Origin of the sequence: Mycobacterium sp. NBC_00419 (assembly GCF_036023875.1) — a bacterium.
In the GTDB taxonomy this organism is placed as follows: domain Bacteria; phylum Actinomycetota; class Actinomycetes; order Mycobacteriales; family Mycobacteriaceae; genus Mycobacterium.
Genome location: NZ_CP107931.1, coordinates 2586085 through 2610669, shown reverse-complemented (window position 1 = coordinate 2610669; position 24585 = coordinate 2586085). Strand labels below are relative to the sequence as shown.

At 68.9% G+C, this 24585-nt stretch carries 27 protein-coding genes; 10 read left to right on the top strand and 17 right to left on the bottom strand.

Annotated elements, in window-relative coordinates:
* The first annotated feature begins 57 nt into the window (after window positions 1–57).
* Window positions 58–1068 carry a PHP domain-containing protein gene (locus OG976_RS12455; protein ID WP_328362532.1) on the top strand — a complete coding sequence of 337 codons (1011 nt, stop codon included), beginning with the start codon at window positions 58–60 and terminating at the stop codon, window positions 1066–1068.
* Here the strand turns inward: OG976_RS12455 and dinB are convergent.
* Genes dinB through OG976_RS12440 form a run of 3 tightly spaced genes read right to left on the bottom strand, consistent with a single transcriptional unit; the run spans window position 1053 to window position 5534 of the window.
* Window positions 1053–2258: a DNA polymerase IV gene (gene dinB / locus OG976_RS12450; RefSeq protein WP_328362529.1), complete on the bottom strand. Its 1206-nt coding sequence runs from the start codon at window positions 2256–2258 to the stop codon at window positions 1053–1055. The genes OG976_RS12455 and dinB overlap by 16 nt on opposite strands.
* Window positions 2259–2283: 25 nt before the next feature.
* Entirely contained in the window at window positions 2284–4815 is a 2532-nt protein-coding gene (gene ponA2, locus OG976_RS12445; RefSeq protein WP_328362526.1) for a transglycosylase/D,D-transpeptidase PonA2, read from the bottom strand.
* A 56-nt stretch (window positions 4816–4871) separates the two neighbouring features.
* Window positions 4872–5534, bottom strand: a complete 663-nt coding sequence (locus OG976_RS12440) for a TetR/AcrR family transcriptional regulator (protein WP_328362523.1) — start codon at window positions 5532–5534, stop codon at window positions 4872–4874.
* 76 nt (window positions 5535–5610) lie between these two features.
* Between OG976_RS12440 and OG976_RS12435 the strand changes: the two genes are divergently transcribed.
* Window positions 5611–7080: a flavin-containing monooxygenase gene (locus tag OG976_RS12435; RefSeq protein ID WP_328362520.1), complete on the top strand. Its 1470-nt coding sequence runs from the start codon at window positions 5611–5613 to the stop codon at window positions 7078–7080.
* On the opposite strand, the gene rraA is transcribed toward OG976_RS12435, so the two are convergent.
* From rraA to OG976_RS12400, 7 genes are all read right to left on the bottom strand, one after another.
* Window positions 7077–7559: a ribonuclease E activity regulator RraA gene (gene rraA / locus OG976_RS12430; RefSeq protein WP_328362517.1), complete on the bottom strand. Its 483-nt coding sequence runs from the start codon at window positions 7557–7559 to the stop codon at window positions 7077–7079. The genes OG976_RS12435 and rraA overlap by 4 nt on opposite strands.
* A 43-nt stretch (window positions 7560–7602) precedes the next feature.
* Window positions 7603–8025 (bottom strand): Rv3852 family protein, encoded by a 423-nt coding sequence (locus OG976_RS12425; protein WP_328362514.1) that lies wholly within the window; start codon window positions 8023–8025, stop codon window positions 7603–7605.
* Window positions 8026–8104: 79 nt separating this feature from the next.
* A complete protein-coding gene (locus tag OG976_RS12420; RefSeq protein WP_328362511.1) occupies window positions 8105–9031 on the bottom strand; it encodes a copper resistance D family protein in 927 nt (308 codons plus the stop codon).
* Complete coding sequence (locus OG976_RS12415; RefSeq protein ID WP_328363493.1) at window positions 9028–9486, bottom strand: copper resistance CopC family protein; 459 nt, start codon at window positions 9484–9486, stop codon at window positions 9028–9030. The genes OG976_RS12420 and OG976_RS12415 overlap by 4 nt, the downstream gene beginning before the upstream one ends.
* Window positions 9487–9521: 35 nt before the next feature.
* Complete coding sequence (locus OG976_RS12410) at window positions 9522–10220, bottom strand: YcnI family copper-binding membrane protein (protein ID WP_328362508.1); 699 nt, start codon at window positions 10218–10220, stop codon at window positions 9522–9524.
* A gap of 41 nt (window positions 10221–10261) precedes the next feature.
* Complete coding sequence (locus OG976_RS12405) at window positions 10262–10774, bottom strand: hypothetical protein (protein ID WP_328362505.1); 513 nt, start codon at window positions 10772–10774, stop codon at window positions 10262–10264.
* A gap of 5 nt (window positions 10775–10779) precedes the next feature.
* Entirely contained in the window at window positions 10780–11436 is a 657-nt protein-coding gene (locus tag OG976_RS12400; RefSeq protein WP_328362503.1) for a DUF6474 family protein, read from the bottom strand.
* 210 nt (window positions 11437–11646) lie between these two features.
* Between OG976_RS12400 and OG976_RS12395 the strand changes: the two genes are divergently transcribed.
* Genes OG976_RS12395 through OG976_RS12385 form a run of 3 tightly spaced genes read left to right on the top strand, consistent with a single transcriptional unit; the run spans window position 11647 to window position 14320 of the window.
* Window positions 11647–12645, top strand: a complete 999-nt coding sequence (locus OG976_RS12395) for a hypothetical protein (RefSeq protein WP_328362500.1) — start codon at window positions 11647–11649, stop codon at window positions 12643–12645.
* A gap of 50 nt (window positions 12646–12695) precedes the next feature.
* Window positions 12696–13187 carry an ImmA/IrrE family metallo-endopeptidase gene (locus tag OG976_RS12390; protein WP_328362498.1) on the top strand — a complete coding sequence of 164 codons (492 nt, stop codon included), beginning with the start codon at window positions 12696–12698 and terminating at the stop codon, window positions 13185–13187.
* Complete coding sequence (locus OG976_RS12385; RefSeq protein WP_328362496.1) at window positions 13184–14320, top strand: hypothetical protein; 1137 nt, start codon at window positions 13184–13186, stop codon at window positions 14318–14320. The genes OG976_RS12390 and OG976_RS12385 overlap by 4 nt, the downstream gene beginning before the upstream one ends.
* Window positions 14321–14365: 45 nt before the next feature.
* On the opposite strand, the gene OG976_RS12380 is transcribed toward OG976_RS12385, so the two are convergent.
* The 4 genes from OG976_RS12380 to OG976_RS12365 form a co-directional block, all read right to left on the bottom strand.
* Window positions 14366–14764, bottom strand: a complete 399-nt coding sequence (locus tag OG976_RS12380) for a transcriptional regulator (RefSeq protein WP_328362494.1) — start codon at window positions 14762–14764, stop codon at window positions 14366–14368.
* A 300-nt stretch (window positions 14765–15064) separates the two neighbouring features.
* Window positions 15065–15790 carry a TMEM165/GDT1 family protein gene (locus OG976_RS12375; RefSeq protein WP_328362492.1) on the bottom strand — a complete coding sequence of 242 codons (726 nt, stop codon included), beginning with the start codon at window positions 15788–15790 and terminating at the stop codon, window positions 15065–15067.
* A 265-nt stretch (window positions 15791–16055) separates the two neighbouring features.
* Entirely contained in the window at window positions 16056–16589 is a 534-nt protein-coding gene (locus OG976_RS12370; RefSeq protein WP_328362490.1) for a peptidase, read from the bottom strand.
* A 147-nt stretch (window positions 16590–16736) separates the two neighbouring features.
* Window positions 16737–16895 carry a hypothetical protein gene (locus OG976_RS12365; protein ID WP_167096640.1) on the bottom strand — a complete coding sequence of 53 codons (159 nt, stop codon included), beginning with the start codon at window positions 16893–16895 and terminating at the stop codon, window positions 16737–16739.
* A gap of 584 nt (window positions 16896–17479) precedes the next feature.
* Between OG976_RS12365 and OG976_RS12360 the strand changes: the two genes are divergently transcribed.
* On the top strand, window positions 17480–18511 hold the full coding sequence (locus tag OG976_RS12360; protein WP_328362482.1) for a DUF4328 domain-containing protein: 1032 nt from the start codon (window positions 17480–17482) through the stop codon (window positions 18509–18511).
* 4 nt (window positions 18512–18515) lie between these two features.
* On the top strand, window positions 18516–19340 hold the full coding sequence (locus OG976_RS12355; RefSeq protein ID WP_328362480.1) for a glycerophosphodiester phosphodiesterase: 825 nt from the start codon (window positions 18516–18518) through the stop codon (window positions 19338–19340).
* On the opposite strand, the gene OG976_RS12350 is transcribed toward OG976_RS12355, so the two are convergent.
* From OG976_RS12350 to OG976_RS12340, 3 genes are all read right to left on the bottom strand, one after another.
* On the bottom strand, window positions 19337–20497 hold the full coding sequence (locus OG976_RS12350) for an LCP family protein (RefSeq protein WP_328363490.1): 1161 nt from the start codon (window positions 20495–20497) through the stop codon (window positions 19337–19339). The genes OG976_RS12355 and OG976_RS12350 overlap by 4 nt on opposite strands.
* 134 nt (window positions 20498–20631) lie before the next feature.
* The gene (locus OG976_RS12345) at window positions 20632–21396 is read right to left on the bottom strand and encodes a CPBP family intramembrane glutamic endopeptidase (protein WP_328362477.1); all 765 of its coding nucleotides are present in this window, start codon (window positions 21394–21396) and stop codon (window positions 20632–20634) included.
* A gap of 18 nt (window positions 21397–21414) precedes the next feature.
* Window positions 21415–22185: a DUF2470 domain-containing protein gene (locus OG976_RS12340; protein WP_328362474.1), complete on the bottom strand. Its 771-nt coding sequence runs from the start codon at window positions 22183–22185 to the stop codon at window positions 21415–21417.
* Window positions 22186–22278: 93 nt separating this feature from the next.
* Here OG976_RS12340 and pheA point away from each other — a divergent pair, with 93 nt between their 5' ends.
* The 3 genes from pheA (at window position 22279) to OG976_RS12320 (ending at window position 24556) form a co-directional block, all read left to right on the top strand.
* Window positions 22279–23199, top strand: coding sequence for a prephenate dehydratase (gene pheA / locus OG976_RS12335; RefSeq protein ID WP_328362471.1), 921 nt, complete (start codon window positions 22279–22281; stop codon window positions 23197–23199).
* Window positions 23196–23882, top strand: coding sequence for a histidine phosphatase family protein (locus OG976_RS12330; RefSeq protein WP_328362468.1), 687 nt, complete (start codon window positions 23196–23198; stop codon window positions 23880–23882). The genes pheA and OG976_RS12330 overlap by 4 nt, the downstream gene beginning before the upstream one ends.
* 413 nt (window positions 23883–24295) lie before the next feature.
* Window positions 24296–24556, top strand: coding sequence for a hypothetical protein (locus OG976_RS12320; protein WP_328362462.1), 261 nt, complete (start codon window positions 24296–24298; stop codon window positions 24554–24556).
* Window positions 24557–24585 lie beyond the last annotated feature (29 nt).

Genomic DNA, 24585 nt, shown 5'->3' with positions numbered 1-24585 from the left:
TCAATCCACTGTAGCCGTGGATGGCAGTGCGGCCAAAACCGGGAGCAGACTGGAGTGATGGACCCGGTGGCCGCCCTGCGCGAGATCGCGTACTACAAGGACCGCGCGCGGGAGGACTCCCGACGTGTGATGGCCTACCGCAAGGCTGCCGACATCGTCGAAGCCCTCGACGAGACCGCGCGTGACCGGCACGCCACGGCCAACACCTGGCAGTCGATCCCCGGGATCGGACCCAAGACCGCCACCGTCATCGCCCAGGCCGTCGGTGGCGAGATCCCCGACGCGCTTGTCGAATTGCGCTCGACGGCAACGGATCTCGGAGGCGGGCACATCAGGACTGCCATCCGGGGCGATCTGCACTGTCATTCCAACTGGTCGGACGGCTCCGCCCCGATCGAGGAGATGATGCTCACCGCCGCGGCGCTGGGACACGAGTACTGTGCGCTGACCGACCACTCGCCGCGCCTCAGGATCGCCAACGGGCTGTCGGCTGAGCGCCTGCGTCGCCAGCTCGACATCATCGACGAGCTGCGCGAGAAGGTGGCGCCGCTGCGCATCCTGACCGGCATCGAGGTCGACATTCTCGACGACGGCACCCTCGATCAGGATTCTGAGCTGCTCGACCGCCTCGACATCGTGGTGGCCAGCGTGCACTCCAAGCTCTCGATGGACGCCCCGTCGATGACGCGGCGCATGGTGCGCGCGGTGACCAACTCCCGCGTCAACGTGCTCGGGCACTGCACGGGCCGGCTGGTGACGGGCAGTCGCGGCATCCGGGCCGAGTCGAGTTTCGACGCGGAGAAGGTGTTTCACGCCTGCCACACGCACCGGACGGCCGTCGAGATCAACTCCCGCCCGGAGCGTCGCGACCCACCGACCCGGTTGCTGAACCTCGCCCTGGAGATCGGCTGCGAGTTCTCCATCGACACCGACGCCCACGCGCCCGGCCAGCTGGACTTCCTGGGCTACGGCGCACAGCGCGCGCTGGACGCCGACGTCCCCGTCGACCGGATCATCAACACCTGGTCGGCGGACAAGCTCGTCGGCTGGGCTCAGTCTGGAAGCTGAGGCATCTCCAGGCCGGGGTCCCGGCCCACCAGCACGCCGCGGGTCACCGCCGAGTTGCCGTAGCGGCGGCGCACTCTGTCGACCGCGGCATCGAGGTCGAGCAGGTCGGGTTGCGGACCGTCGAGCGGCAACTCCAGCTGCTGGGCCCCGTCGCGGTCGATGTTGGAGACCGCGAACCCGATCAGCGTGATGCCCCGCTCGGCGATCAGCGGCGCCGCCTCCCCGACGAGCGCCCGGGCCGTCGCCAACACGGCCTCGGTCGACGCCGTCGCCCGCGGCATTGTGCGTGAGCGGGTGACCCGATCGAAGTCGTCGAAGCGCAACCGGAGCACGACGGTCCGTCCCGTGCGCTGCGCTGCCCGCATCCGCCGGGTGATCCGGTCCACCAGGCCGACGACCACAGCGTCGAGTTCGGCGGGCGGCATCCGACGCCTGCCCAGGGCCCGCTGCGCTCCCACCGACCGGCGCTGGCTGCCGGTCTGCACCCGTCGGCGGTCGATGTTGCGCGACAGCGCGAAAAGCTGCCTGCCCATCGCGCCGCCGACCAGTGCGGCCAACGTCGACTCGCCGAGTTCGGCCACCTGGGCGACGGTGTGGATGCCGTGCGACTGGAGCTTTTCCGCGGTCTTGGCGCCGACACCCCACAAGCTGCGCACGGGCAGCGGATGCAGGAACTCGAGCTCGGCGTCGGGCGAAACCAGCAGCAGCCCATCCGGTTTGGCCTGCTGGCTGGCCACCTTCGCCAGGAACTTGGTGCGCGCAATGCCCACCGTGATGGGCAGTCCCACCCGATCGCGAACCTGCTCGCGCAGCCGCGCCCCGATCTGTACCGGGTCGCCGCTGAGCCGGCGGAGCCCGGAGACGTCGAGGAACGCCTCGTCCACCGAGAGCGGCTCGACCAGCGGGGTGACGTCACCGAACACCTCGAACACGGCCGCGCTGGCGCGGCTGTAGGCCGACATCCGGGGCGGGACGACGATGGCGGCCGGGCACAGCCGACGAGCCTGCTGGCCGCCCATCGCCGTGCGCACGCCGTACGCCTTGGCCTCATAGCTGGCGGCCAGCACGACACCGCCGCCGACGATCACGGGCCGGCCGCGCAGCGTCGGGTCATCACGCTGCTCCACCGATGCGTAGAACGAGTCGAGGTCAGCGTGCAGGATGGTCGCCAGACCGCCGGACACGAACATATGTTCGCATGCCGGTCCGACAGTCCTACGGCGGTGGCGGCGGGGCCTCCGGCGGTGGTGGTGGTGGCGGTGGCGGGGGTGGCTCCGGTGGTGGGGGTGGTGGCGGCGGGGCCGGCGGCGGGAACATCGGGATCGTGATCGGCGGCAGGCCCGGTATCTCGATGATCTGGACGTCCGGTGGGGGCGGCAGGCCATCCGGTGGCGGCGGGGCGTCCGGTGGCGGCGGGGGCAGAGCCATCGGTGGCGGCGCCGGCGCGATGCCATTGCTGGTGTTGATGGTGATGATCGAGCCCGGGATGGTCTTGCCCTTCGGGGTGGTGCCGACGACCGATCCCTTGGATGCGTAGCTGTTGATCGGCGTCGGCAGGTCGGAGACCTGGAATCCGGCGTCACGTATACGCCTCTTCGCCGCGTCGACACTGAGTCCGGTGATGCTGGGCACCTCGCTGCCGGGGCCGCCGTCGACATAGCGGGGATCGGTGGGGGGCAACGCGATTGGACCGAAGTCCTCGGCGATCGGCTTCATCGCCGTGAACCACGTCCGGGCCGGCTCGTTGCCGCCGTAGAGGTTGCCGTACCCGCATTTGCGCAGCGGCCAGGAGCACAGCCCGCCCGGCTTGGGTGAGTCGTCGAAGATGTAGTTCGCCGCCGCGTACTGGTTCGTGAAGCCGAGGAATCCCGAGGAGCGGTGCGACTCGGTGGTTCCGGTCTTACCCGCCATCGGCAGGCTCCAGCCCACCGAGCCCGCCGAACTCGCGGCGGTGCCGCCGGTGGAGTCCTTACTCAGCGCGTTGGCCATGGTGTTGGCCAACCCCGGCGGCACGACCTGTTCGCACTTCGAGGTTTCGACCGCGACCGGTTTGCCACTTCGATCGAAGATCTCGGCGATCGGGCTTGGCGGGCACCACATTCCGCCCGAGGCCAAGGTGGCGGCGACGTTGGACAGCTCCAGCGCGTTGAGCTGGAACGGGCCCAGCGTGAACGAACCCAGGTTCTGCCGCTTGATGAAGTCGGCCAGGCTCTCGTTCTTCTCCGGATCGTAGGCGCGGGCGGTGCCCGGCTCGGCGTAGGAGCGCAGCCCGAGCTTGACCGCCATGTCCACCGCGCGCGGCACACCGACCTGCTGGATCAGGCGGGCGAACGCGGTGTTGGGCGACTGCGCCAGCGCGTCGGTGACGCTCATCGGCGTGCGGTAGCCGCCCGCGTTCTTCACACACCAGGTGTCGGGCGGGCAGCCGGGAGTGCCGCTGGTCCCCAGCCCTTTGCCCTGAAAAGTGGGCGGCACCTCGAGTTGAGCGTTGATACCCATGCCCATCTCGAGGGCGGCGGCTGTCGTGAAGATCTTGAAGATCGATCCGGCGCCGTCTCCGGCCAACGAAAATGGTTGTGGCTGAACTGTTTCACCGGCATCCAGCCGCAGGCCGTAGCCGCGGTTGTCGCCCATGGCCAGCACCTTGTGGGCGTCTTGGCCCGGCCGGATCACCGTCATGACGCTGGCCACGCCGTCCAGGGTCGGGCTGGCGACCGAGTCGATCGCCTTCTTGACGCTGTTCTGCACCTTGGGGTCCAGCGTGGTCTTGATCAGGTAGCCGTTGCGGGCGATGTCGGCCTTGCTGATGCCGGCCCTGGCCAGGTACTGCAGGACGTAGTCACAGAAGAATCCGCGGTCGCCGGCGGCGATGCAGCCCTCCGGCAGCGTCGCGGGCTGGGGCAGGATGCCCAGCGGTTGTGCGCGGGCGGCGCGCAGTTCGTCGGCCTTGTCGGGCAGGTTCTCGATCATGGTGTCGAGCACCAGGTTGCGGCGGGCAAGTGCGGCATCGGGATTGGTGTACGGGTTGAGCGAACTGGTCGACTGCACCATCCCGGCCAACAGTGCGGCCTGCTGCCAGTTCAGGTCGGCGGCGTTGACCGCGAAATAGGTCTTCGCGGCGTCCTGGACGCCGTAGGCGCCGTTGCCGAAGGACACCAGGTTCAGATACCGGGTCAGGATCTCGGGCTTGGACAGCACCTTGTCCAGCGCCAGTGCCATCCGGATCTCGCGGAGCTTGCGGGCCGGCGTGGTCTCGACGGCGGCCCGCCGCTCGGCATCGGTCTGCGCGTTGACCAGAAGGTTGTAGTTCTTGATGTACTGCTGCTCGATCGTCGAGCCGCCGCGGGTGTCGACGTCGCCCTTCAGAAAGCCGGCCAGACCCGTCAGCGTGCCCTGGATGTCCATCCCGTTGTGATCGGCAAATCGCTTGTCCTCGATGGAGACGATCGCCAGTTTCATCGTGTCGGCGATCCGGTCGGTGGTGACCGGCCAGCGCCGCTGGGTGTAGATCCAGGCGATCGGGTTGCCCGCGGCGTCCACCATGGTCGAGACGGTGGGCACTTCGCCTTCCATGAGTTGAGCCGAATCCTGGGCCGCCACATCGGAGGCATTGTTGATCACCAGCCCGGCGCCGCCGACAAGCGGGAACAGCAACCCGGCAACGAGTACGCCGGCGAGCAGGCAGTACAGCGCCAGCCGTGCCACGGTGGTTCTCCTGGTCGGCAACCCCGGTTGCTCCTCCGACATGTCCGCCAGATTAGGGCCAACCGGAGGGAGAACCGTCCAGTTTAGGAAGCAGTGAGTTAAGAAGTGGCGTTCGTCATGTTCTGCACGGTGCCGTAGATGCTCGTCACCCAGACGTGCGCGACGGCGTCGAGAGCGGCGTCCTCGGGCAGGGTGGGCTCCTGGTCGCCCTGCGAGGCGAATACGACGCGCTCGTTCATCAGGTTCAGCGCCGTCGCGAGGTCGCGTGCCGGGATGGTGTTCGGCGCTGCGCCGCGGGCCCGCTCGGCCTCGATGAGAGTGGCGGTGTGATCAATCCACGCCGTCATGAACCTCGACCACAACTGCCGTAGGCCGGGGCTCGACCCCATCGCGGTCAGCCCGGCCAGCGCCACGTTGCGGTGTGGCCGCAACACTTCGAAGAACGCGAAGATGCCGTCGCGCCACACCTGTGCGGGATTGTCGGCGGCCGTCGGGTCGGCTGCCTTCAGGGCCGCCGGGTCGGCGGCCGTGATCATCCGCTCGAACAGCCGCACCAGGACGGCGTCCTTGGACGCGAAGTAGAAGTAGAAGGTCGGCCGCGACAGGCCCGCGCCCTTGGCGAGGTCGTCGACCGAGATCTCGGCGAACGGCCGCTGCTCGAGCATTCGCTCCAGCGTGGTGAGGATCGCCGACTCGCGTTCGTCACCCGAGGGACGGGTGGCGCGGCGGCCTCGAGAGCGGGTCGGACTGACGGCGGACACGGCCCTCACCTTACAGGGTGTTGAATTTCTCGACACAGCGTTGACCTATTCAACACGGTGTTGATAACGTGACCGCATGACCGAACACGTCGATGTGGTGATCGTGGGCGCAGGGATCTCCGGAATCAGCGCCGCCTGGCATTTGAAGGACCGCTGCCCGGGCAAGACCTTCGTGGTGCTCGAACGCCGGTCCAATCTCGGCGGCACCTGGGATCTGTTCAAGTACCCCGGTATCCGCTCGGACTCCGACATGTTCACCCTCGGTTTCCGGTTCAAGCCGTGGACCGACACCAAGGCGATCGCCGACGGGCCGTCGATCATGCGCTATCTGCAGGAGACCGTGCGCGAGTACGGCATCGACCGGCACATCCGCTACGACCAGCGCGTCGTCAGTGCCGAGTGGTCGAGTGCCGATAACCAGTGGACCGTGCGGGTCCAAGCCGACGGCGAACAACGCGACATCACCTGCTCGTTCCTGTTTGCCTGCAGCGGCTACTACAACTACGACGAGGGCTATTCGCCCGAGTTCCCCGGCGCGCAGGACTTCACCGGCACCGTCGTGCACCCGCAACACTGGCCCGAGGACCTCGACTACACCTGCAAGCAGGTCGTCGTCATCGGCAGTGGTGCCACCGCAGTGACTCTCATTCCGGCGCTTGCGAATTCGGGTGCCGCACACGTGACCATGCTGCAGCGCTCACCCACCTACATCGGGGCGCTGCCCGATGTCGACCCGTTCGCCAGCAGGGTCAGCAAGGTACTGCCCGACAAACCCGCCTACGTGGTGAACCGGTGGAAGAGCATCCTGTTCCAGTCCGCCCAGTACCGGTTGGCCCGGCGCTTCCCCGACTTCATGCGCAAGCAGTTGATGACGATGGCGCAGCGCCGGTTGCCGGAAGGCTACGACGTCGAGAAGCACTTCGGCCCGGCCTACAAGGTGTGGGACGAGCGACTGTGCCTGGCCCCCAACGGCGATCTGTTCCGGACCATCCGCAAGGGCCACGCCGAGGTGGTGACCGACACCATCGAGCGTTTCACCGCGACGGGGATCAAGCTGAGCTCCGGGCGTGAACTGGAAGCCGACATCATCGTCACCGCAACGGGTCTGAACCTCCAGCTCTTCGGTGGGGCGGAGATCCGCAAGGACGGGCAACCCCTGGACCTGACCACCACCATGGCTTACAAGGGCATGATGCTCTCCGGCGTGCCGAACATGGCGTTCACGATCGGTTACACCAACGCCTCGTGGACCCTCAAGGCCGACCTGGTCTCCGAATTCGTCTGTCGCGTACTGAATCACATGGATGCCGGCGGATTCGATCACGTCGAACCCGGCAGTCCGGACGCCGGGGTCGACGAACGTCCGCTGCTGGACTTCACGCCCGGGTACGTACTGCGCGCGCTGGACCGTCTGCCCAAGGCCGGCTCACGGGCGCCGTGGCGACTCAAGCAGAACTATCTGCTGGACCTTCGGTTGATCCGGCACGGCAAGGTCGACGACGAAGCGCTGCAGTTCTCCAGACAGCTTGCGGCGGTGCGGGTTTAGCCAGCCGGGGTGACGACGATACCGTCGTCGTCGCTGTAGGCAAGCTCACCCGGGGTGAAGGTGACGCCCCCGAAACTCACGGGCACATCGCGCTCGCCGGCACCGGTCTTTGTGCTCTTGCGCGGATTGGTGCCCAGCGCCTTGATGCCGATGTCGAGGGTGCGCAGCGTCGAGGCGTCGCGTACCGCGCCGTGCACGATCACGCCGGCCCAGCCATTGGAGCGCCCCAACTCGGCGATGACATCGCCGACCAGGGCGGCGTGCACGGATGCCGCACCGTCGATGACCAGAACGCGGCCGTCGCCGGACTCGGACAGTACCGACTTGAGCAAGGCGTTGTCTTCAAAGCAGCGCACCGTGCTGATCGGCCCGGCGAACTCCTGGCGACCGCCGAACTGGCGGAACTGGACATCGCAGCTGCGGACCTCGGGTCCGATGTCGTCGACGAGGTCGGCGGTCGGGCGGAAGGCGACGGTCACCGACGCAGCCGCCGGATGAGCAACGCGAGCAGGACGGTGACGGTCACCGACGCAGCCGCCGGATGAGCAACGCGAGCAGGACGGTGACGGCGAATGCCACCGCGAACGGCAGCGGGGACCGGCCCGGCTCCGGGACGGCCGGTACCGACGGCGTCGACAGCGGGCTGGCGGCCTGCTCCACCGTCGACTTCGCGTTGGCGGCTGCTTCCCGGGCCGCCTCGGCGACCGGCGGGGATCCGTTGCCGGCGGCCAGTGCCGCGTGGGTGGCCGGTGCCTCGAGCGCCGGCGGGGCAACCTTCTTCGCCGGTGCCTTCTTCGCGGGCGCCTTCTTGGCGGGCGCCTTCTTCACCGCCTTCTTGGCCGGTGCCTTCTTGGCCGGAGCCTTCTTCGCGACGGCCTCCTCGGGCTGTTGCGGCTCCGGCGGCGTGGCACCACCCTGTTCGGGCTGGTCCTGAGCTTCTGCCATCGGGCTGCTCCTTTGCAGTGTCTTCTCACCTACGCCAAGCGGTACCCATCATGCCAGCGGGGTCGCAAGGACCGGCGGGCTAACCGGCAACCGAGAGTGCCGCGCCCAATGTCAGCGCGACAACCATCAGGGCGATCTCCCGCTGTGCCCGACCGCGCGACTGCGTCGCCGTGATCCGATGGGCCCGCGCGGCAGGGACCCAGCCAGACCTGTTCAGCCAGCCCAACAGCAGCAGCAGGGCCGCCACCAGAGCCTTGGCCAGCACCAGCCGGCCATAGCCCGTGGTCATCAGCGCGCCCGGACTGGCGACGGTGACCAGTGCGCCGAGCGTGCCCGCCGTCAGCAGCGCAACCACGCAGACCAGCGCCAGCCCGGAGAACCGCGGCAGTATCCGGGCCCACTGACCCCGGTGTTCGACGGTCAGCGCGATCGCGGCCAGGCCGCCGCACCACAGCGCCGCAGCAAGGATGTGCACGACGATCGCCAGCGCACCCACGGTGCCGTCGGCGAGATGCCCTGACACCGCGCGTGCCCCGAGACCGGTCGCGACGGCTGCCGCGACCACGATGCGCCCAGCGGTCTCACCCGGCCCGATGACGGTGGCGAGGATCGCGGCAGCCGCGCAGACCAGGCTGATCAGTCCTGCCCGCCCCGCGATCGTGGTGACGAACTCCGAGGCGGTGGCCAGCCGCAGATGTGACAGGGGAACGTCGGCGGCCTGCGCCGCCGAGATCGCCAACCGGACGCCTTCGGCCAGCAGCCACGTCACGCTCACCGTCAGCAGTGGACCGGTCGTGGCGCGCAGCATGTCCGCCCGGTGGCGCACCTCGTCGAGCGCGGGCACAACGGCCAGCCCGAGCGCAACGACGGCGGCGCAGTCGGCGACCGCCCGAACCGCCGACTGCGCGGGAGCGGCCTGGCCGCCGGCCAGCAGCCAGGCCAGCGCCCACGCCAGGGTGGCAGCGAGCGCCGCGCTCCCCAGGAGGTGTCGGCTGGTGGGTGTCACGCCCGGCGTCGTAGCGCCCACGCCGCACCGGCGGCGATGAGCAGCGCGGCACCGGCCAGGAATGGCCACACCGGCAGGCCCCCGTCCGACGCACTGGCGGCCGACGCCGACGGGCCGGGGGTGCCCGCACCGGCCGCCGTCAACGTGAACGACCACGAGCCGGAGACGACGTGGCCGTCCGCCGAGGTGACCCGGTAGTTCACCGTGTACGTGCCCGCAGGCCCGAGTGGGCGAACCCCGACGCTGACCGTTGCGCCCTGAACCTGGGCCGATCCGTCCGACCAGAGGTTGCCGTCCGGCCCCACCACGGTCATCGCGGCGAAGTCGGCCTGCAACTGCTCGTTGAAAGTGGCCGTCACCCGGCTCGGGCCGCCGGTGACCGACGCGTCAGGAGCGGGGTCTGCCGCCACCCGAACGGCATGCGCCCACGCCACGCCGGTCCCGCTGATCGCCATGGCGGCGACCAGCAGGACCGTGGCGAGCAGCTTCCTCACGTTCGGCGCCGGGCGAGTGCGACGCCGACGCCGATCGCGCCGACCAGCAGTGCACCCCCGGCCAGGGCTCGGGCGGTGTTGTCCGGGGCGGCGGCGGGCTCGGCGGCGGGGGCGGCGCTGACCGACGGTGCGGCCGACGCCGGTGGCGCCGTCGGCGTCGCGTGGTGTTCTTCTGCCTCGTGCGGTCCGGCGGCCAGCGTCAGCGCCGGTACGGGGAATTCGGGTTCGTCACCGTTGGCCAGCGGGGGCTGATCCCAGTGCACGGTGGTGCCGTCGGCATAGGTCTGCACCACCGGGAACGTCACCGAGTCGGCATCGGGCAGCTGCACGGAGATCGGGAACAGTTCGAACTGCCCGGCTCCGATGCCCGCGTTGGGTGTCGCGGTGAACGTGACCGACCGGTATGCGCCGTCCGGGTTGCGGTCCAGCTTGGCCGTCCAGCCTGCCAGCACATCGGTGCTCGCCGACGAGACGTTGGGCAGCGTGATCGTGACTTGTGTTGTGGGAGAACCCTTTTCCGACTCGTTAGGCACCTGGAAGGTGACCAGCGCGTCGTCGCCCCGGATGGCATGGTCGGACTCGACATGGACATGGGCGCCTGCGCTCGCCGCAGCGATCCAGGCCCCGAGGGTCAAGGTGGCGGTAACCGCGGCCGTCTTGAGGGCGCGCGGCACCAACCGATGGTGGGTCGTCATGAATTTGTGCTTTCTGTTGTCGAAGTTTCGCGGATTCGGGGTCAACGCCAGGCGGGCGGCCCTCGATGCGAAATCGACACGGCGACAATAAGTCTGGACTGCAATGGGTGATCGGCGCGGGTCGGCCGTCGCGGCTGGCGGACCATCGGCCGGTGGCTGGGGCGCCCGCCGGGAGCCTGCAGCACGCTCGACAGCGTCCGATACAGCCGCTCGGCGCCGGCCAGTAACAACCCGCCGGCCACCACGGCGAGCAGGTGCGCCGACAGCATCGCAGAATCGGGCGACCCGCCGTGGACATGGCCTGCTGCGGCCAGGACGACGTGTCCGAGGACCTGACCCAGCGCCAGCATGGCAACGAGGACGACGGGTTCACCGGCCCGCCGCACCGAACTGGCCAGCCCGCCGACACCGGCCGACACAAGCAGCAGCAGCGCCAGGGCCGCTCCTGACATCGCCGCTCCGGCGGCGCCGTGAGCGGTTACGGCCAGCGCAGCTGTCAGCGATCCGACGGCCACCCCGCGCAGCGCGGCGGGATCAGCGGGCCGGATGGGCATGGGGGTCAGAGCACGCCGAGGCGGGCCATCAGGTCGGCGTCGATGCCGTCGAGCTGTTCGGAGATCGCGGCGTGGGCTTCCCGTCGTCGCGGGCCCGGCATGTTCTCGGCTGCCGTCACAGCCGCCGACAGCGAGCTCAAGCGCTCGGTCATCGCGGCGACGAACTGTTTGGTCTCGGCGTCTTTGGGCTTCTTGTCGGCCACCGCGCGCAGCGTGCTCTCCGCCCCGGCGATCCGCGCGGACAACTGCCCGCCCTGACCGGAGAACTGGCCGAGCTGGCTCAGCGGGACACCGAGCCGGTCTGCGCGACGCTCGTCGATAACCCCCCGCGCGGCGATGGCGGCGCGGTAGGCGATCGGCACGACGACCGGGGCCAGCAGCCGCGAGACCGTCAGGGCTCGGCGGATCCGGGCAGGGGACAGGAGTTTGCCCTCGCGGGCGGCTTTCAGCTCGGCCTGGGCAACCTTCACCGAGGCCCGGTCGGAGTCGCGGGCGGCCTTCAGCTGAGCGTTGATCGCCCTGTTCTCGGCACGCTCGGTAGCCTTGATTCGCTTGGCCTCGTTCTTGGCGCCGAGCCGGGCTTCCAGCTTGGCGCGGGCCTTGATCGCGCGGGCTTCCGCACGACGGGTCGCACGGCTTTTGCGCTTGGTGAACAGGCCCATCCCTGCTGCCTCCCGGGTAGGTCGTCGGCGATCGGCGAGGTGGCCTCGCGACCAGGTGTTCCCACCCTATCGCCCGGCCCAAGGCGGCAGTTCACGACCTGCGCCTATGCCACAATGATCGGGAAGCTTCCGACTCGGCGCACCGTACGCGCCGCTAACTCGAGGAACCCTGTGAACCGGTCGTCCGTGAGGGCCGCTGCGATTAGCTGGATGATCGCCGGCGGCGTGCTCTACGGCGGTGCGGGCACGCTGGCGGCAGTACCGGCCGCGGCGGAACCCGGCACGGTGAATAACGGGCCGGCGACAGCCGACACCGACGCCGGTGAGCCCAGCAACGACCAGGGTGCCATTAACGTCGGTGGCCACCGCCCTCGTCGACCGGGCGGCGGCCACGGCGGCACAGACACCTCCGCCGACACCGCCTCGCCGAGCGTCGAGGGTGGCCAGGTCCCCGCCGCCGGTCGTCCCGGAGCGCACCGCTTTCCGCGGGCCAACCAGCTGCCGGCACTCCCGATCCGACCGGGCGCCGCCGCAGCGGACGAGCCCGACCCGGACATCGAAGTCCCCGGATTCCCCGAGGATCCCGAGTACCCGAACTGGCCTTGGCCGTGGCCGCCGTGCGACCACGACCCCGGAAACGGCGGGAATGGCGGAAGTGTCGGATCGCCGGCCCCCAGCGTCGGCATCGCCCGACCGCCGCAGAGCGCGGGCGGTGGAAGCGGCGGCGGGATCGGCTTCCCGCCGGTCACGGTCCCGACGGTCCCCGGGGTCCCCACTGAGCCGACTCCCGTCAGCGCCGGTGGCGAGCACGCCGCGCCTGCTGCCACCGGCGAGCCGGCCACCCTCGAGATGCCGCCTTTGATCGGGCTGCCGCCCGTCTTCGAAGCCCCGCTGCGCCCCGTCGGTGGACCCAACGGAAATGCCCCGGCCGAATCCGGGCCGGGCCGCGGCAATCCGGTCAAGGAGCCCGCTACCGGGCGGGAGCGACTGCCCGCCAGCGTCGGCAGCGGTACAGAAGCAGCGCCGTCCTTTAGGGTGGGCTATCCCGAATACCTTCGGGAGGCCAAGATTGGGGAGGTCGCCGCGCTGGCGCTGCCGGGATTCGCCGGCCTCCTCGCCCTGACGGCCCTTGGCGGTGTCTTCGGATACCGCCAAGCCAAAGCCGGACATGGCGTACGGGCCGCAGGCACCGCACGGTTCATGCGCTAACGGTAGGTAAGGGCGTCCACCACCCGCAGCCGACCGGGGAAGGGGTTGAGATGTCGGCGAGTCGCCAAGTCACCAAAGCGGTGAACGACGTCCTGGACCTGGCTCCCCGGCACGGCGAGGTCTCACTGATCCGCCTGGTGGCGGCCGTCAGCGAGCAACAGGGCAGGCCCATCGAGATCACCATGGCCGATCTGCCGCCGGGGGTGTGCGGCCAGTGGCGCCAGTACGCCGATCACGACGTGTTCCTGATCCAGCACGGGCTGCCGACCTGGGACCGCACGCTGGCTCACGAACTGGGCCACCTGGTCCTGGGCCACTTCGGCATTCCCGTCACCGAAGCGGCCCGCGACGTCGCCGAAGTGGCCAGCGACGACCTGATCGGTTACATGCTCAACCAGCGCACCGGATGCATGGGCCCCAGCGGGGAGGATGCCGAGCAGGAGGCCGAGGACTTCGCGGCGCTTCTGCTCTACCGGCTCGGCCGACTCCCGTCGGACCGCTCCTCGATCGTGCAGGTCCGCCTCGGAGAGGCGTTTGGTTGATCGTCTGGGTGATCGCCGGTCTCCTGGGGATGGCCACCGGCCTGCGTATCGGGTGGGCACTGGTCAACAAACAGTCGGTAGTCAGCACCGCGATGATCGTCGCGCTCGGCAGCCTGGCTCTGGTGGCTGCTCTGAACTGGCCTCCGTTGACGCTGTTGCTCGATACCACCCTGCACTGGGCGAACATCTCGATCGGCCTGAGCCAGGTGGCGCTGATCGCATGTGCGGCGGGCAGTTGCGTGATGATCACCACGGTCGCCTCCACCCGGAGCCCGGCGGCCACCCGGCGAATCGCGATCGTTCAGTACGTGATCGCGGCGGCGATCGCGGTCGTCACCCTGGTGCTGTTCTTCGCCGGCGGCGAGCAGCCCGAGATGGCCCCGCAGGAGTACCTGAGCCGCAACCTCGGCTCGTCGAAGACCTCGCTGCCGTGGTTGTTGCCGTTGCTCTACGTGTTGCTCGCGCTGACGTTGGTGCTGTGGGCGGGTATGCGGAACTCCAACCGGACCCGTCGGGGGCGCGCATTGTTCGTGTTCACCCTCGGTATCGCGCTGATCGTCGCAGCCAGCGCGTTCTTCCTGATCCGCGCGGTGGGCAGCACCCAGCTGGTCGGGGTGGGCACGGCCGCCACCCTGCTGGGGGCGGCGATGGCGATCGTCGCGGCCGGATCGCTGTTGCCGGCCATCGAGGACTGGTTCGGCGGTCGGCGCGAACTCAAGCTGATCGACCCGCTGCTGCAGGAACTGGAACGCCGCCAGCCCGACGTCGGCATCGGTGAACGCCCCCGCGGCCCGCTGGTCTTCCGGGTCGCCGAACGGCTGTCGCTGATCTCTGACGCGTTGTACCTGGAGGCCACCGTGGCTCAACGGGCGCACGCCGGCCGATCCGACCACACCACGCTGGACGTGCTCACCGATGCGCAGCGGCCGATGGTCAGCCCTACCGAGCAGGCTGCCGCGATCGCGGCCTGGATCGACGCCGGCCGGAAAACCCCGCGACTGGCCAATCCGGCCGCCGAGGGGGAGTTCCCCGGTCTTGAGTGGCTGCGGCAGCCGGAGAACTACTCCGACCGGGAATGGATCCTGGAAATCGCCCGTCAGTACCGCGTACTGACGGCGCTCAAGACCGCCTGAACAGCAGTTCGATGTTGCCGCGACTCCCAGGAAGGGAGTGGCGGGCTAATCGTCGAGGTGCTCCTGGCGGCGCAGTTCGTCGACCTTGTGGACGATGTCCTGCTGGGCCTCCGGAGACAGTCCGACCGTCCGTGCGGCAATCCGGCGTACACCCTCGTCACGCATGTTCGCGAGCCACGTCAGCTCCTTGTCGAGCTTCTCGTAGTACTCATCGTCGGTGAAGTACGCCGGCTTGATTCGGAAGAAGTTGGCAAGCGCGGTCATCGTGGTCGACGACGGGTTGGTCCGGTTGCCTGAGCGCAGCTGCGACAGGTACGGGGCCGACATCGTGACACCTTCAGACTTGAGCGCGGCGATCACTTCGGCGGAGGTATGAGGGCCGCGGCCGGGCGGATATACCGTGTCGAACAGGCGATTCAGACGCGCCGAGAACGTCGTGCTCATCTCAAGGACCTCCGCATGCATAGAAGAGCGATCGTTTCCGTTGGCTTATTTGCTGATCATCGTAGCGACACATGTCCCGACAACCAAGTGCAAACTATCGCATAATTGACGCACGCGGTCATTATTGACCCCCGGGCAAACTTTTCCCGGCGTCCCCTGTACCACCGTCGCGGCCATTCCCGAATGGCGTTAGGCAAAGAATCCGGTGGTCGGGACGGGTATGGCTCAGCATTCCGCTCGCCACCGGACGGGGGGATACCGCCGGTACCACTGGGCAACCACCTACGGAATCAGTTGCCGTCAGTATTCGCTTTGCTGCGCGGAGCTGTCGGGCCGCGGCGGGGTGGCCGGGGCATCCTCGTGCCGCCGGGCACGCCACAGCCGCACCCCGCCGGCCACAGCGGCGGCCAGGGCCACCGTGCCGGTCGCGGCGATCGCGACCGGGCGCCAGCCCAGCGCGGCATCAAACAGCATCCACAGGCCGAACAGAAGGAACAGCAGGCTGGCCATCACGTGCAGGAGGCGCTCGGGGAGGCGGCGATTCAGGAGACGGCCTGCCGCGATCGCCACCCCGTCGGCGAGCACCATGCCCACGGTCGCACCGATCCACACGCCGGCCCAGCTGTAGTCGCTCGCCAGCGCGACTGTGGCCAGCATCGTCTTGTCACCGAGCTCAGCGAGCACGAAGGAGGACACCACCGCGAACACGACGAACCTGGGCTCGGCGGGCGGCTGGGCGGTGTCGGGATCCTCGTCGTCGCCGGACTTCTCGCGCCAGGTCCACCACGCGAACCCCAGGAAGGCGATCGCGGCCGCGAAAGCGATCGGACGCTCGGGCAGCGTCAGCCCGAGGAAGTGGCCGATCATCACCGACACACCGTGAACCAAAAACGCCGCGATACCGACGCCGCTCAGCACCACCCACCATTTATGGCGCAACGCATAGGTCATGGTGATCAGCTGGGACTTATCGCCTAGTTCCGCGAGGAAAACCACCCCAAGACTGACCAGGACTGCAGTGAGCATCTGCCACGACCTTCCGACACGTCGCCCGTGGGCGGCGCGCACGCGGCCGCCGGGCATCCGGTCGAAGGTCTCACCCACCGGACCAGAGGTCCGGTTCGCCGGCCGGGCTTTCGCCAGTATGTCGACACGACGATTGGGGGCTACTCCCCTTCGCTGACGGGTCCAACGCTAGCGGCGTTGATGGGGGTGCGCCAGCCGGGGAGCGAAGTTCGGGTCACCGTAATTCGTCGTCGCGAGCTACCGAAACCCGTCTCGCCCAATCCTGCTACGCCGCAAGCAACATCGCCAGGATCGCGGTGTCCGGATGGCTGATCGGGTCGACACCCACCCGGCTGACCATGCTGGTGATGGTGCCGTCGGACTCGGCCTCGACCCAGGCGGCCCGATGCTCGAGCCCCAGATGTGGCAGTCCAGGCAGCAGCACGCATCCCGACGCGGCACCGGAACATTCCGGCAGCGACGGCATGGTTTCCGACGGCGGGTGCAGCATGAGTAGGGCCGGGGGCTGCCGGTCGGCGAAATGTCCTGGCGGAACGGCTGATTCACCCACCACAGTGCCCTCGGCGAGTACGAGGCCGACGGTACCTGGCTGGGGTCTGTCGGGGAGTTCTTCCCGGACACCGAAAATCGTTGTCGTGGAAAGCAATCCGGGCAGCGATGCCACTCGGACCGCGACCATTAGAAGTTGCGCCCATTCCTTGGTGGAGTTCGGCCACCGGCCTGAGACGACGAAGCCCTTGAGGGCACCGCGAGAATGAAAGGGGGCGACTTCAACTGCTGGCCCGGATCCTGTATCCATCTCGCCTCCGCGACACTTCAGTACTTCTTCGTGCGACACGACAGCGGGTCGGTTCGGATCAGGATGAGGCACCGTGCGGTTGGCACGCAAGAGGACACGAGTGCTAACGGGGCATGAACTGAATCTGTCTGGCCGAATGCGGCGTTCTCAGAACAGGACGATCAGGGCCAGAATCCCGAGCAGGACCAAGGCGATGAGTCCAGCGCGCATCGCGGCCATCATGTACGAGCGGTTGCATGTCGACGACGATGCGTACCACTGCGATGGCTGCGGTGTGGACCGCGGCCCCACTGATTGCGACGCCATCAAACCGTCCTGACCTGTGTGTTCAACTACCGCGCTTGGTGAAATTTGTCACAGCACCAAGTGTGAGCGCGATCATAACCCCTCGTGTAGCCGGAGGAAAATCCGGCGGGCGCTGTGCCGTCGGATACGGATCATGGTGAGCAGAATCGCCGTGATTGGTCTGCCCTGTCGGTGGGTATTTGCCTGCCAAGAGCTGACCGCCAAAATGGCGTCCGGCGTGTCGCGCGGCGCGTCGCGGCCCGTCCTCATGCGGTTAGGACACCAACCGATTTCGCTCGGCCATGATCAACCTGTTGATCGCACCTCCCGACGGCCCCTCGGTTATCCACAAGTTCCGGACCGCCGCACGCCCGCATAGTGCGCTAAGTGGCACTATGCCCGCCTCAGGTGTTGTGGATAAACCTGTGGAAACTGTGGATAGCCGGAGGATTGCTGTGGCGGTGCGGCCGCCTAAGCGGCACTGCGTGCCAGAATCGGCAGCCAATCCGCTGCGGAATCCGCAGGCAGATCGGGGCTCCGGTCAAGCGGAGGCGATCACGGCTCGCTTCACCACCGGGCGCCGCCGTCATCGCTAGGCTGGTCCGGTGATTCAGGTGTGTTCCCAATGCGGGACGCGGTGGAATGTGCGGGACCGGCAGCGTGCCTGGTGCCCGCGCTGCAACGGTGCGCTGCTGGCACCGAGTAGTCCGCCCGACCCGCGCTGGGATCCGCGCGCGACGACGCACCCGCCGACACACCCGCCGACGCAGCAGGGCAACACGCCGCGTCTGCCATCCGGATTTCGCTGGATCGCCGTCCGTCCCGGTCCGCCGCCCCCGCCTCGGCGGCGACGTCGACCGCTGGGCCCGACCCCGCGCTATTTCACGATCCCGCGCTGGGGACTGTACGACCAGCTCACGCCGCAGGCCCCCGCCGAGCAGACCGCCGTCCGGCGTGGCCCCGCACCCACGACGGTCCGCGCCGCGCTGCTCTCGGTGGCCACCATCTTCGGCCTGGCCGCCGCAGTCCACATCGTTCGTTACGTGCTGCTGCTGATCAACCGCACCTCGCTGCTGCCCCCGCTCGTCGCCGGTGGGGCCCTGTGGCTGGGTGTGTTGGTCAGCCTCGCCGCGATCGTGGCGGTGATCCTGGCAGCGGTCGTCATGACGTCGTGGCTGATCGCCCGGCGGTCGGCGGTGTACCAGTTCCGCGGCCAGGAGGACCCCCGCCCGGCCTGGGCCTTGTGGGCCGGCTGCCTCGTGCCCGTCGTGAATCTGGTCTGGGCGCCGGTCTTCGTCCTGGAACTTGCCCACGCCGAGGACTCCCACGCCCGGCTTCGCCCGCCGATCACCGCGTGGTGGATCGCGTGGTTGTTCTCCACCGGCATCTCGATCTTCGGCATCGCGACGAGCTTCACGACCGAGCCGCAGGGCATCGCTGACAACACCGTCACGGTGATCATCGCCTATCTGGTCGGCCTGGCCACCGTCGTGTTGTTGTGGCGGGTGTTCGACGGATTCGTCCGCAAGCCGGTCGAGCGGCCGCTGCACCGGTGGGTGATCGTCGCCGATGATGAGCCGGCGCCTGTCGAATCCGTCGCTGCGGTTGAGTCGGACCGACAGGAACCGGCAGCATAGGCCTATGACGACGGCCGACGGAGCCACCGGCGGGCACCCTTTCGTGGTGGCCCACCGTGGTGCGTCGGCCGATCGGCCCGAGCACACCCTGGCGGCCTACGAATTGGCCCTGCAGGAGGGCGCCGACGGCGTCGAGTGCGATGTGCGGCTGACCCGCGACGGTCACCTGGTCTGTGTCCACGACCGCCGCGTCGACCGGACCTCGACCGGTAGCGGACTGGTCAGCGAGATGACGCTGGCCGAATTGAAGCGGCTGGACTGGGGCGCGTGGCACAGCAGCTGGCGCGCTGACGGCACTCTCGGGGACACCGGCCTGCTCACTCTCGACGACCTGGTTCGCCTGGTCCTGGACTGGAACCGGCCGGTCAAGCTCTTCATCGAGACCAAGCACCCGGTGCGCTACGGCGCCCTGGTGGAGAGCAAGGTCCTGGCCCTGCTGCACCGCTACGGCATCGCTGCCCCGCTGTCGGCAGACCTGTCGCGCGCGGTGGTGATGTCGTTCTCGGCCGCCGCGGTATGGCGCATCCGCCGGGCGGCCCCCCTACTGCCGACCGTGCTGCTCGGTGAGACGTCGCGTTACCTCGGCGGCAGTGCGGCGACCACCGTCGGGGCCACCGCCGTCGGACCCTCGATCGCCACCCTTCGCGAGCATCCTGAACTCGTCGATCGGGCGGCCGCCCAAGGCCGGGCGATGTACTGCTGGACCGTCGACCACTACGAGGACGTCGGCTACTGCCGCGACCTCGGTGTCGGCTGGATCGCGACGAACCACCCGGGCCGCACGAAAGCCTGGCTGCAGAACGGGCTGACCGTCCCGGGCCCCGACTAGGGCTGGGCGTCGAGCACTTGCTGCGGGATCGGCGCATCGGTGCGCAGCGCGTCGAACAACTGTTGTGCGGCATCGGAATCCCACACCACGACCGAACCGGAGTCGTTGCCGGTGAACTCGCCGATCGGCACCGTCAGCGCGGTGGTCGACCCGTGCAGAGCCCACCCCAGACGGGCGAGATCCCAGACGCGCTCGCCGTCGTCGACGGTCAGTGACGCGACCGCGGCGTGTGGCACCGAATACCAGCGCCACGGGTTGAGCCACACCGCCGGACTACTGGCCCGATGCAGCAGGGCGGACATGAACTCGCGCTGGTGGATCATCCGGTCCAGGTCGGCCCGCGGGGTGGCCCGGCTGCGGACGTACCCGAGCGCATTGCGTCCATCCAGCGTCTGGCAGCCCGGCGGCAGCTCGATTCCGGCCAGCGGGTCGCTGATTGGTTCGGCCGGGCACACCTGCACACCGCCGAGGGCATCGACCAGACCGGCGAAGCCGCCGAAGCCGACTTCGGCGTAGTGGTCGAGGCGCAGCCCGGTGGCCTGTTCGACGGTCTGCGCCAGCAGGGCGGCCCCGCCCTCGGCGAAGGCGGCGTTGATCTTGTCCTGGCCATAGCCGGGGATCTCGACGTAGGAGTCGCGCGGAATCGAGACCATCGTGGTGGGCGCACCCGACCCCAGTGCGGGGATGTGCACCACCAGGATGGTGTCGGTGCGGCCGTTACCCAGGTCGCCGCCGGTGGTCAGCTCGGCCTGCTGTTCGGGGGTCAGCCCCTCGCGGCTGTCGGAGCCGACAAGCAGCCAGGTGGTACCCGCGCCGGCGGCGGGCCGTGCGGTGTCGGTGTCGGTGTAGGCACTGAAGACCGGAATGCGACGCAGGGTCGAGTCGATCCAGAACGCGGTACCCACTAGCGCGGTGACCGCTGCCAGCAGCAGCACCATGAGGGTCACGAAAATCCTTCGGCCCCAATGCTTTTTCTTCTTCGGCCGGCTGGGTTTCGGGGGAGTGGGCGGAGCCGGGGGTGGGCGCCGGGTGACCGGTGGCGGCGGGGGCGGGGGTCGCCGGGGTGGGGGAGCCGGCGGCGGTGGACGTCGCGGTGGCGGTGGGGGAGGTGAGGGCGGAACTGGGGTAGCCCGATAGCCGGGGTTGCGCGGGATCATCTGTGGCGGCTCGCGGCGTGGCCCCAGCGACGGCGGCCGCGGTGGGGCGGGCCGTGGGATGGGCGTGGTGGGCTGATCCGGCACAGGCCGGTTCGGCCAGTCGTCGCTCACCGGTGTCAATTTACGTGGCTGGATTACTTCAACCAGCCAAGTTGGCCGGCCAGCAGGGCATAGCCGACGAAAGCGACGGTGTCGATGACGCCGTGGGCGATCACCAGCGGCCACAACCGCCCGGTGCGAGTCCAGGTGTAGCCGAACACCAGACCCATCACGAGATTGCCCAGGCCCGCGCCGAAGCCCTGGTAGAGGTGGTAGGTCCCGCGCAGCACACTGGTGGCGAGGATCGCCCGGTTCTCGGTCATGCCCAGCTGCTGGAGCCGGGTGATCAGATAGCCGACAACCACGACTTCTTCGGCGAATCCGTTGGCGAAGGCGGCCAGGATCAGTACCGGGATCCGCCACCAACTGCTGTGTAGCGCCGACGGCTCCACGTCGGCGTTCATGCCCAGCCAGCGCGCCGCCAGGTAGAACAGCAGCCCCGGTATGCCGATCAGTGCGGCCAGGCCCAGCCCGCCGAGAACGTCGGCGCGCCAGCGCAGTCTGCCGAGCCCGAGCCGGGCCGGGGAGATCCCGCCGCGCCACAGCAGGTAGAGGGCGAGTGCTCCCCAGGCGACGAGCTGGGCGATCGTCGCGAGGTTCAGTCCCAGGTTGATCAGGTCGTAGCGGGACAGGTTCTCGTTGAGGCGCACCCGGCGTCCGGCCAGACCTGACAGCACCGCGTCGATGAGCTGGAGGACGGCGATCGCCGCGCTCACCCCGAAGCTGACGGCGAGCATGACGCCGACCTCGATCGTGAGTCCCCGCCGGCTCTCGGCCGATTCGTCGGGGGGCGCGCTCACCCCGCCACGGTAGCGGCCCTAGATTCGGCGCGCCCTCAGCCCGTTGACGAACGGGCAGCCCATCAGCACGCGGATCGCCCGGCCCAGGCCGCCGACATCGTGCACCGGGGCGGGAAACGGCAGACGCACGTCATGGTCGCCGTCGGCGTTCTCGACCCGCAGCCGAACCCCGTACCGGTCCAGCCCGAGGGGACGGACCTGCCCGCGGCGCAACGGCGCGGGCAGCTTGCCCGCCAGCCGGGCGAGTACCTCGGGGTGGTCGCTGTCGAGGTGCTGCAACCAGGCCGCCTCGAACTCGCAGAACGGGTCTGGCCGGGCGGCCAGCAGCTCGGCGATGCCGACCGGCTCGGCGCCGGAGGCGTCGGCGACGACGACGGACTCCACCCCGAGTAGCAGCAGGCTCTGCCCGGCGCCGATGTCGAGCAGTGCGGGGTCGGGATGCTCGGCGGCGATCATGTCGACCAGCTCCCGCACGGCGTGTGCCGGCACCGGGTGGACGCGCCCGCGCACCCAGACCAGCGACCGCACCGGTTCCCGAAGCGGCAGGGGTGCATAGTCGGTGAGCTCCAGAACGGCGGCCACACCGTCGCTGCGGGTGTCGCCGGCGGCCTGGGCCATCGCCGAGTCACTGGGCACAGTCAGGGCGAACGATCCGTCGGCCATCAGATGATGCAGGGGAGCGGCAGCCGGCGGTACCGAGTCGGCGGCCAGGATCGCACCGGTGGCACGCATACAGGCGCTACGCACGCGTTCGGCGGTGGTCGGTGTTGAGAGCGTCGCTGAGGTCATCGCGCACCTTCCGTTAGTGAGGTAAGCCTAAGTTAACTTCGACGAGTGAGCGGCGCAAGGCTTACGCGCGGTGTGACCGGATAGGGTTGAGACGTGGTGCGCATCGCCTTCCTCGGTCCCGAGGGCACGTTCACCGAAGCGGCGCTGTTGAAGATGATCGCCACCGGCGTGGTCCCCGGCGGCAGTGACGTGCAGCCGCAACCCGAGGACAGCACACCGGCAGCGCTGGAGGCGGTCCGGTCCGGCGCGGCGGACTTCGCATGCGTGCCGATCGAGAACTCCATCGAGGGCAGCGTGCTGCCGACCCTCGACAGCCTCGCCGCCGGTTCGCCGCTGCAGATCTACGCCGAACTGACCCTCGACGTCGCGTTCAGCATCGTCGTCGGCGACGGTGTCGGCGCCGAGAGCGTGCGCACCGTGGCGGCCTTCCCGGTCGCCGCCGCACAGGTACGCCGCTGGCTGGCCGACAACCTGCCAGGCGCGCAGATCGTTCCGGCCAACTCCAACGCCGCCGCCGCACAGGACGTGGCCGACGGGCGCGCCGATGCCGGTGTGAGCACCGCACTGGCTGCCCGGCGCTTCGGTCTGTCCACTCTGGCCGACGGCGTCGTCGACGAACCCAACGCCCGCACGCGGTTCGTCCTCGTCGGCACCCCGGGCCCACCGCCGGCTCGCACCGGGGCCGACCGCACGTCGGTGGTTCTGCGCATCGACAGCGCCCCGGGTGCGCTGGTGTCGGCGATGAGCGAGTTCGGAATCCGCGACATCGACCTGACCCGCATCGAGTCCCGGCCGACCCGCACCGAACTGGGTACCTACATCTTCTTCCTGGACTGTGTCGGGCACATCGACGACAGCGCGGTGGCCGAGGCGCTCAAGGCTCTGCACCGGCGCTGCGCCGGTGTCCGCTTTCTCGGGTCCTGGCCGACGGAGTCGGCCGCCGGCGCGGTGCCACCCCAACTCGACGATTCCGACCGCTGGCTGGCCCGGCTGCGTCAGGGCGATGCGACATGAGCGGACGTCTGATCCTGGTCCGCCACGGCCAGTCCCACGCCAACGTCGAGCGTCGCCTGGACACCCGGCCGCCGGGTGCCGACCTCACCGATCTCGGCCGTGACCAGGCCCGTGCGTTCGCCCGCGACAGCGAGCGGCCGCCCGGCCTGCTGATCCACTCGATCGCGCGGCGCGCGGCGCAAACCGCCGCCGAGATCGGCGCCGAACTGCGGGTGGACCCCGCGGAGTTCGAGGGCATCCACGAGGTGCAGGCCGGTGACTTGGAGAACCGCAACGACGAGGACGCGATCGCCGAGTTCAACGCGATCTACCAGCGCTGGCACGAAGGCGATCTCGACCTCGCGATGCCCGGTGGGGAAACGGCGCGCGACGTGCTCGACCGCTACCTGCCGGTGATCACCGACCTGCGGCTGCGCTACCTCGACGACCACGCCTGGCACGAGGACATCGTTGTGGTCAGCCACGGCGCGGCGATCCGGCTGACCGCGGCGACGCTGGCCGGCGTGGAGCACAGCTTCGTCCTCGACAACCATCTGGCCAACACCGAGTCGGTGGTACTGGCACCCATCACCGACGGCCGCTGGAGCTGCGTGCAGTGGGGATCGAAGAAACCGCCGTTCTACCCCGAGCCGGACGTCCATCCCGTCGAGGACGCACTGGAGTCCGCCGATCCGATGGGCTGAGGGCCCCAGTTCAGACGGCGACCCGTTCGAGGGTTTGCTGGACGCAGTCGCAGCCGACGGTCTCGCAATCAATCACCAGCCCGTGCAGAATTAGCTCCGGAGCCTCGCAGCCGTCGTCGGTGCATTCCGCGCGATACCGGGAATGACGAATCAGAGTGCCATGACAGTGTGCGAGCCCTGCGGCACAGTCTCGGCAGTTCATCCCCATAGTCCGTTCATAACATCCGGCTCCGACAAAGAGGCGTTGCCGCGCGGGAGTCGATGGCTGCGCTTTACGCCGCGGGCGAAAGCGGGATGCAATTGCTGGCGAGGTGAGTTATGTTTAGTACCCTCAGCCCTTCGGGGGTGGGCTGGTTAACTGCCGGGCCAGCCAGCGTTATTCAATTACACGGCCTAGAAAGTTAGGACTGACCATGATGTCACGTCGTCTGACGCGCCAGATTGCACTTGTTGCTGGCGGTGTCGCGATCGTCGGTATGGGGACCCTCACTGCTTGCAGCAAGGACAAGGAGAAGGCTCCGGAGACCACGTCGCCCACGAGCACCTCTGCTCCCGCGCCGTCGCCGACCGAGAAGGCCGTGTCGCCTGGTGGCGCCAACTCCTTCACCCCCACGGTCAAGGCTCCGCCGGCACCGACCGCGCTGCCCGGCAACGTCATCACTGGCGGTAACTGAGCCGCTCGGCCAGCAACCGTCCGCAGCTC

Bases quoted from the DNA above. Each gene is read 5' to 3' on its own strand.
- OG976_RS12455 (WP_328362532.1), top strand. From the start codon at position 58: ATGGACCCGGTGGCCGCCCTGCGCGAGATCGCGTACTACAAGGACCGC.
- dinB (WP_328362529.1), bottom strand. From the start codon at position 2,258: ATGTTCGTGTCCGGCGGTCTGGCGACCATCCTGCACGCTGACCTCGAC.
- ponA2 (WP_328362526.1), bottom strand. From the start codon at position 4,815: ATGTCGGAGGAGCAACCGGGGTTGCCGACCAGGAGAACCACCGTGGCA.
- OG976_RS12435 (WP_328362520.1), top strand. From the start codon at position 5,611: ATGACCGAACACGTCGATGTGGTGATCGTGGGCGCAGGGATCTCCGGA.
- OG976_RS12425 (WP_328362514.1), bottom strand. From the start codon at position 8,025: ATGGCAGAAGCTCAGGACCAGCCCGAACAGGGTGGTGCCACGCCGCCG.
- OG976_RS12415 (WP_328363493.1), bottom strand. From the start codon at position 9,486: ATGGCGATCAGCGGGACCGGCGTGGCGTGGGCGCATGCCGTTCGGGTG.
- OG976_RS12410 (WP_328362508.1), bottom strand. From the start codon at position 10,220: ATGACGACCCACCATCGGTTGGTGCCGCGCGCCCTCAAGACGGCCGCG.
- OG976_RS12405 (WP_328362505.1), bottom strand. From the start codon at position 10,774: ATGCCCATCCGGCCCGCTGATCCCGCCGCGCTGCGCGGGGTGGCCGTC.
- OG976_RS12400 (WP_328362503.1), bottom strand. From the start codon at position 11,436: ATGGGCCTGTTCACCAAGCGCAAAAGCCGTGCGACCCGTCGTGCGGAA.
- OG976_RS12395 (WP_328362500.1), top strand. From the start codon at position 11,647: ATGATCGCCGGCGGCGTGCTCTACGGCGGTGCGGGCACGCTGGCGGCA.
- OG976_RS12390 (WP_328362498.1), top strand. From the start codon at position 12,696: ATGTCGGCGAGTCGCCAAGTCACCAAAGCGGTGAACGACGTCCTGGAC.
- OG976_RS12380 (WP_328362494.1), bottom strand. From the start codon at position 14,764: ATGAGCACGACGTTCTCGGCGCGTCTGAATCGCCTGTTCGACACGGTA.
- OG976_RS12375 (WP_328362492.1), bottom strand. From the start codon at position 15,790: ATGCTCACTGCAGTCCTGGTCAGTCTTGGGGTGGTTTTCCTCGCGGAA.
- OG976_RS12370 (WP_328362490.1), bottom strand. From the start codon at position 16,589: ATGGATACAGGATCCGGGCCAGCAGTTGAAGTCGCCCCCTTTCATTCT.
- OG976_RS12365 (WP_167096640.1), bottom strand. From the start codon at position 16,895: ATGGCGTCGCAATCAGTGGGGCCGCGGTCCACACCGCAGCCATCGCAG.
- OG976_RS12355 (WP_328362480.1), top strand. From the start codon at position 18,516: ATGACGACGGCCGACGGAGCCACCGGCGGGCACCCTTTCGTGGTGGCC.
- OG976_RS12350 (WP_328363490.1), bottom strand. From the start codon at position 20,497: ATGATCCCGCGCAACCCCGGCTATCGGGCTACCCCAGTTCCGCCCTCA.
- OG976_RS12340 (WP_328362474.1), bottom strand. From the start codon at position 22,185: ATGACCTCAGCGACGCTCTCAACACCGACCACCGCCGAACGCGTGCGT.
- OG976_RS12330 (WP_328362468.1), top strand. From the start codon at position 23,196: ATGAGCGGACGTCTGATCCTGGTCCGCCACGGCCAGTCCCACGCCAAC.
- OG976_RS12320 (WP_328362462.1), top strand. From the start codon at position 24,296: ATGATGTCACGTCGTCTGACGCGCCAGATTGCACTTGTTGCTGGCGGT.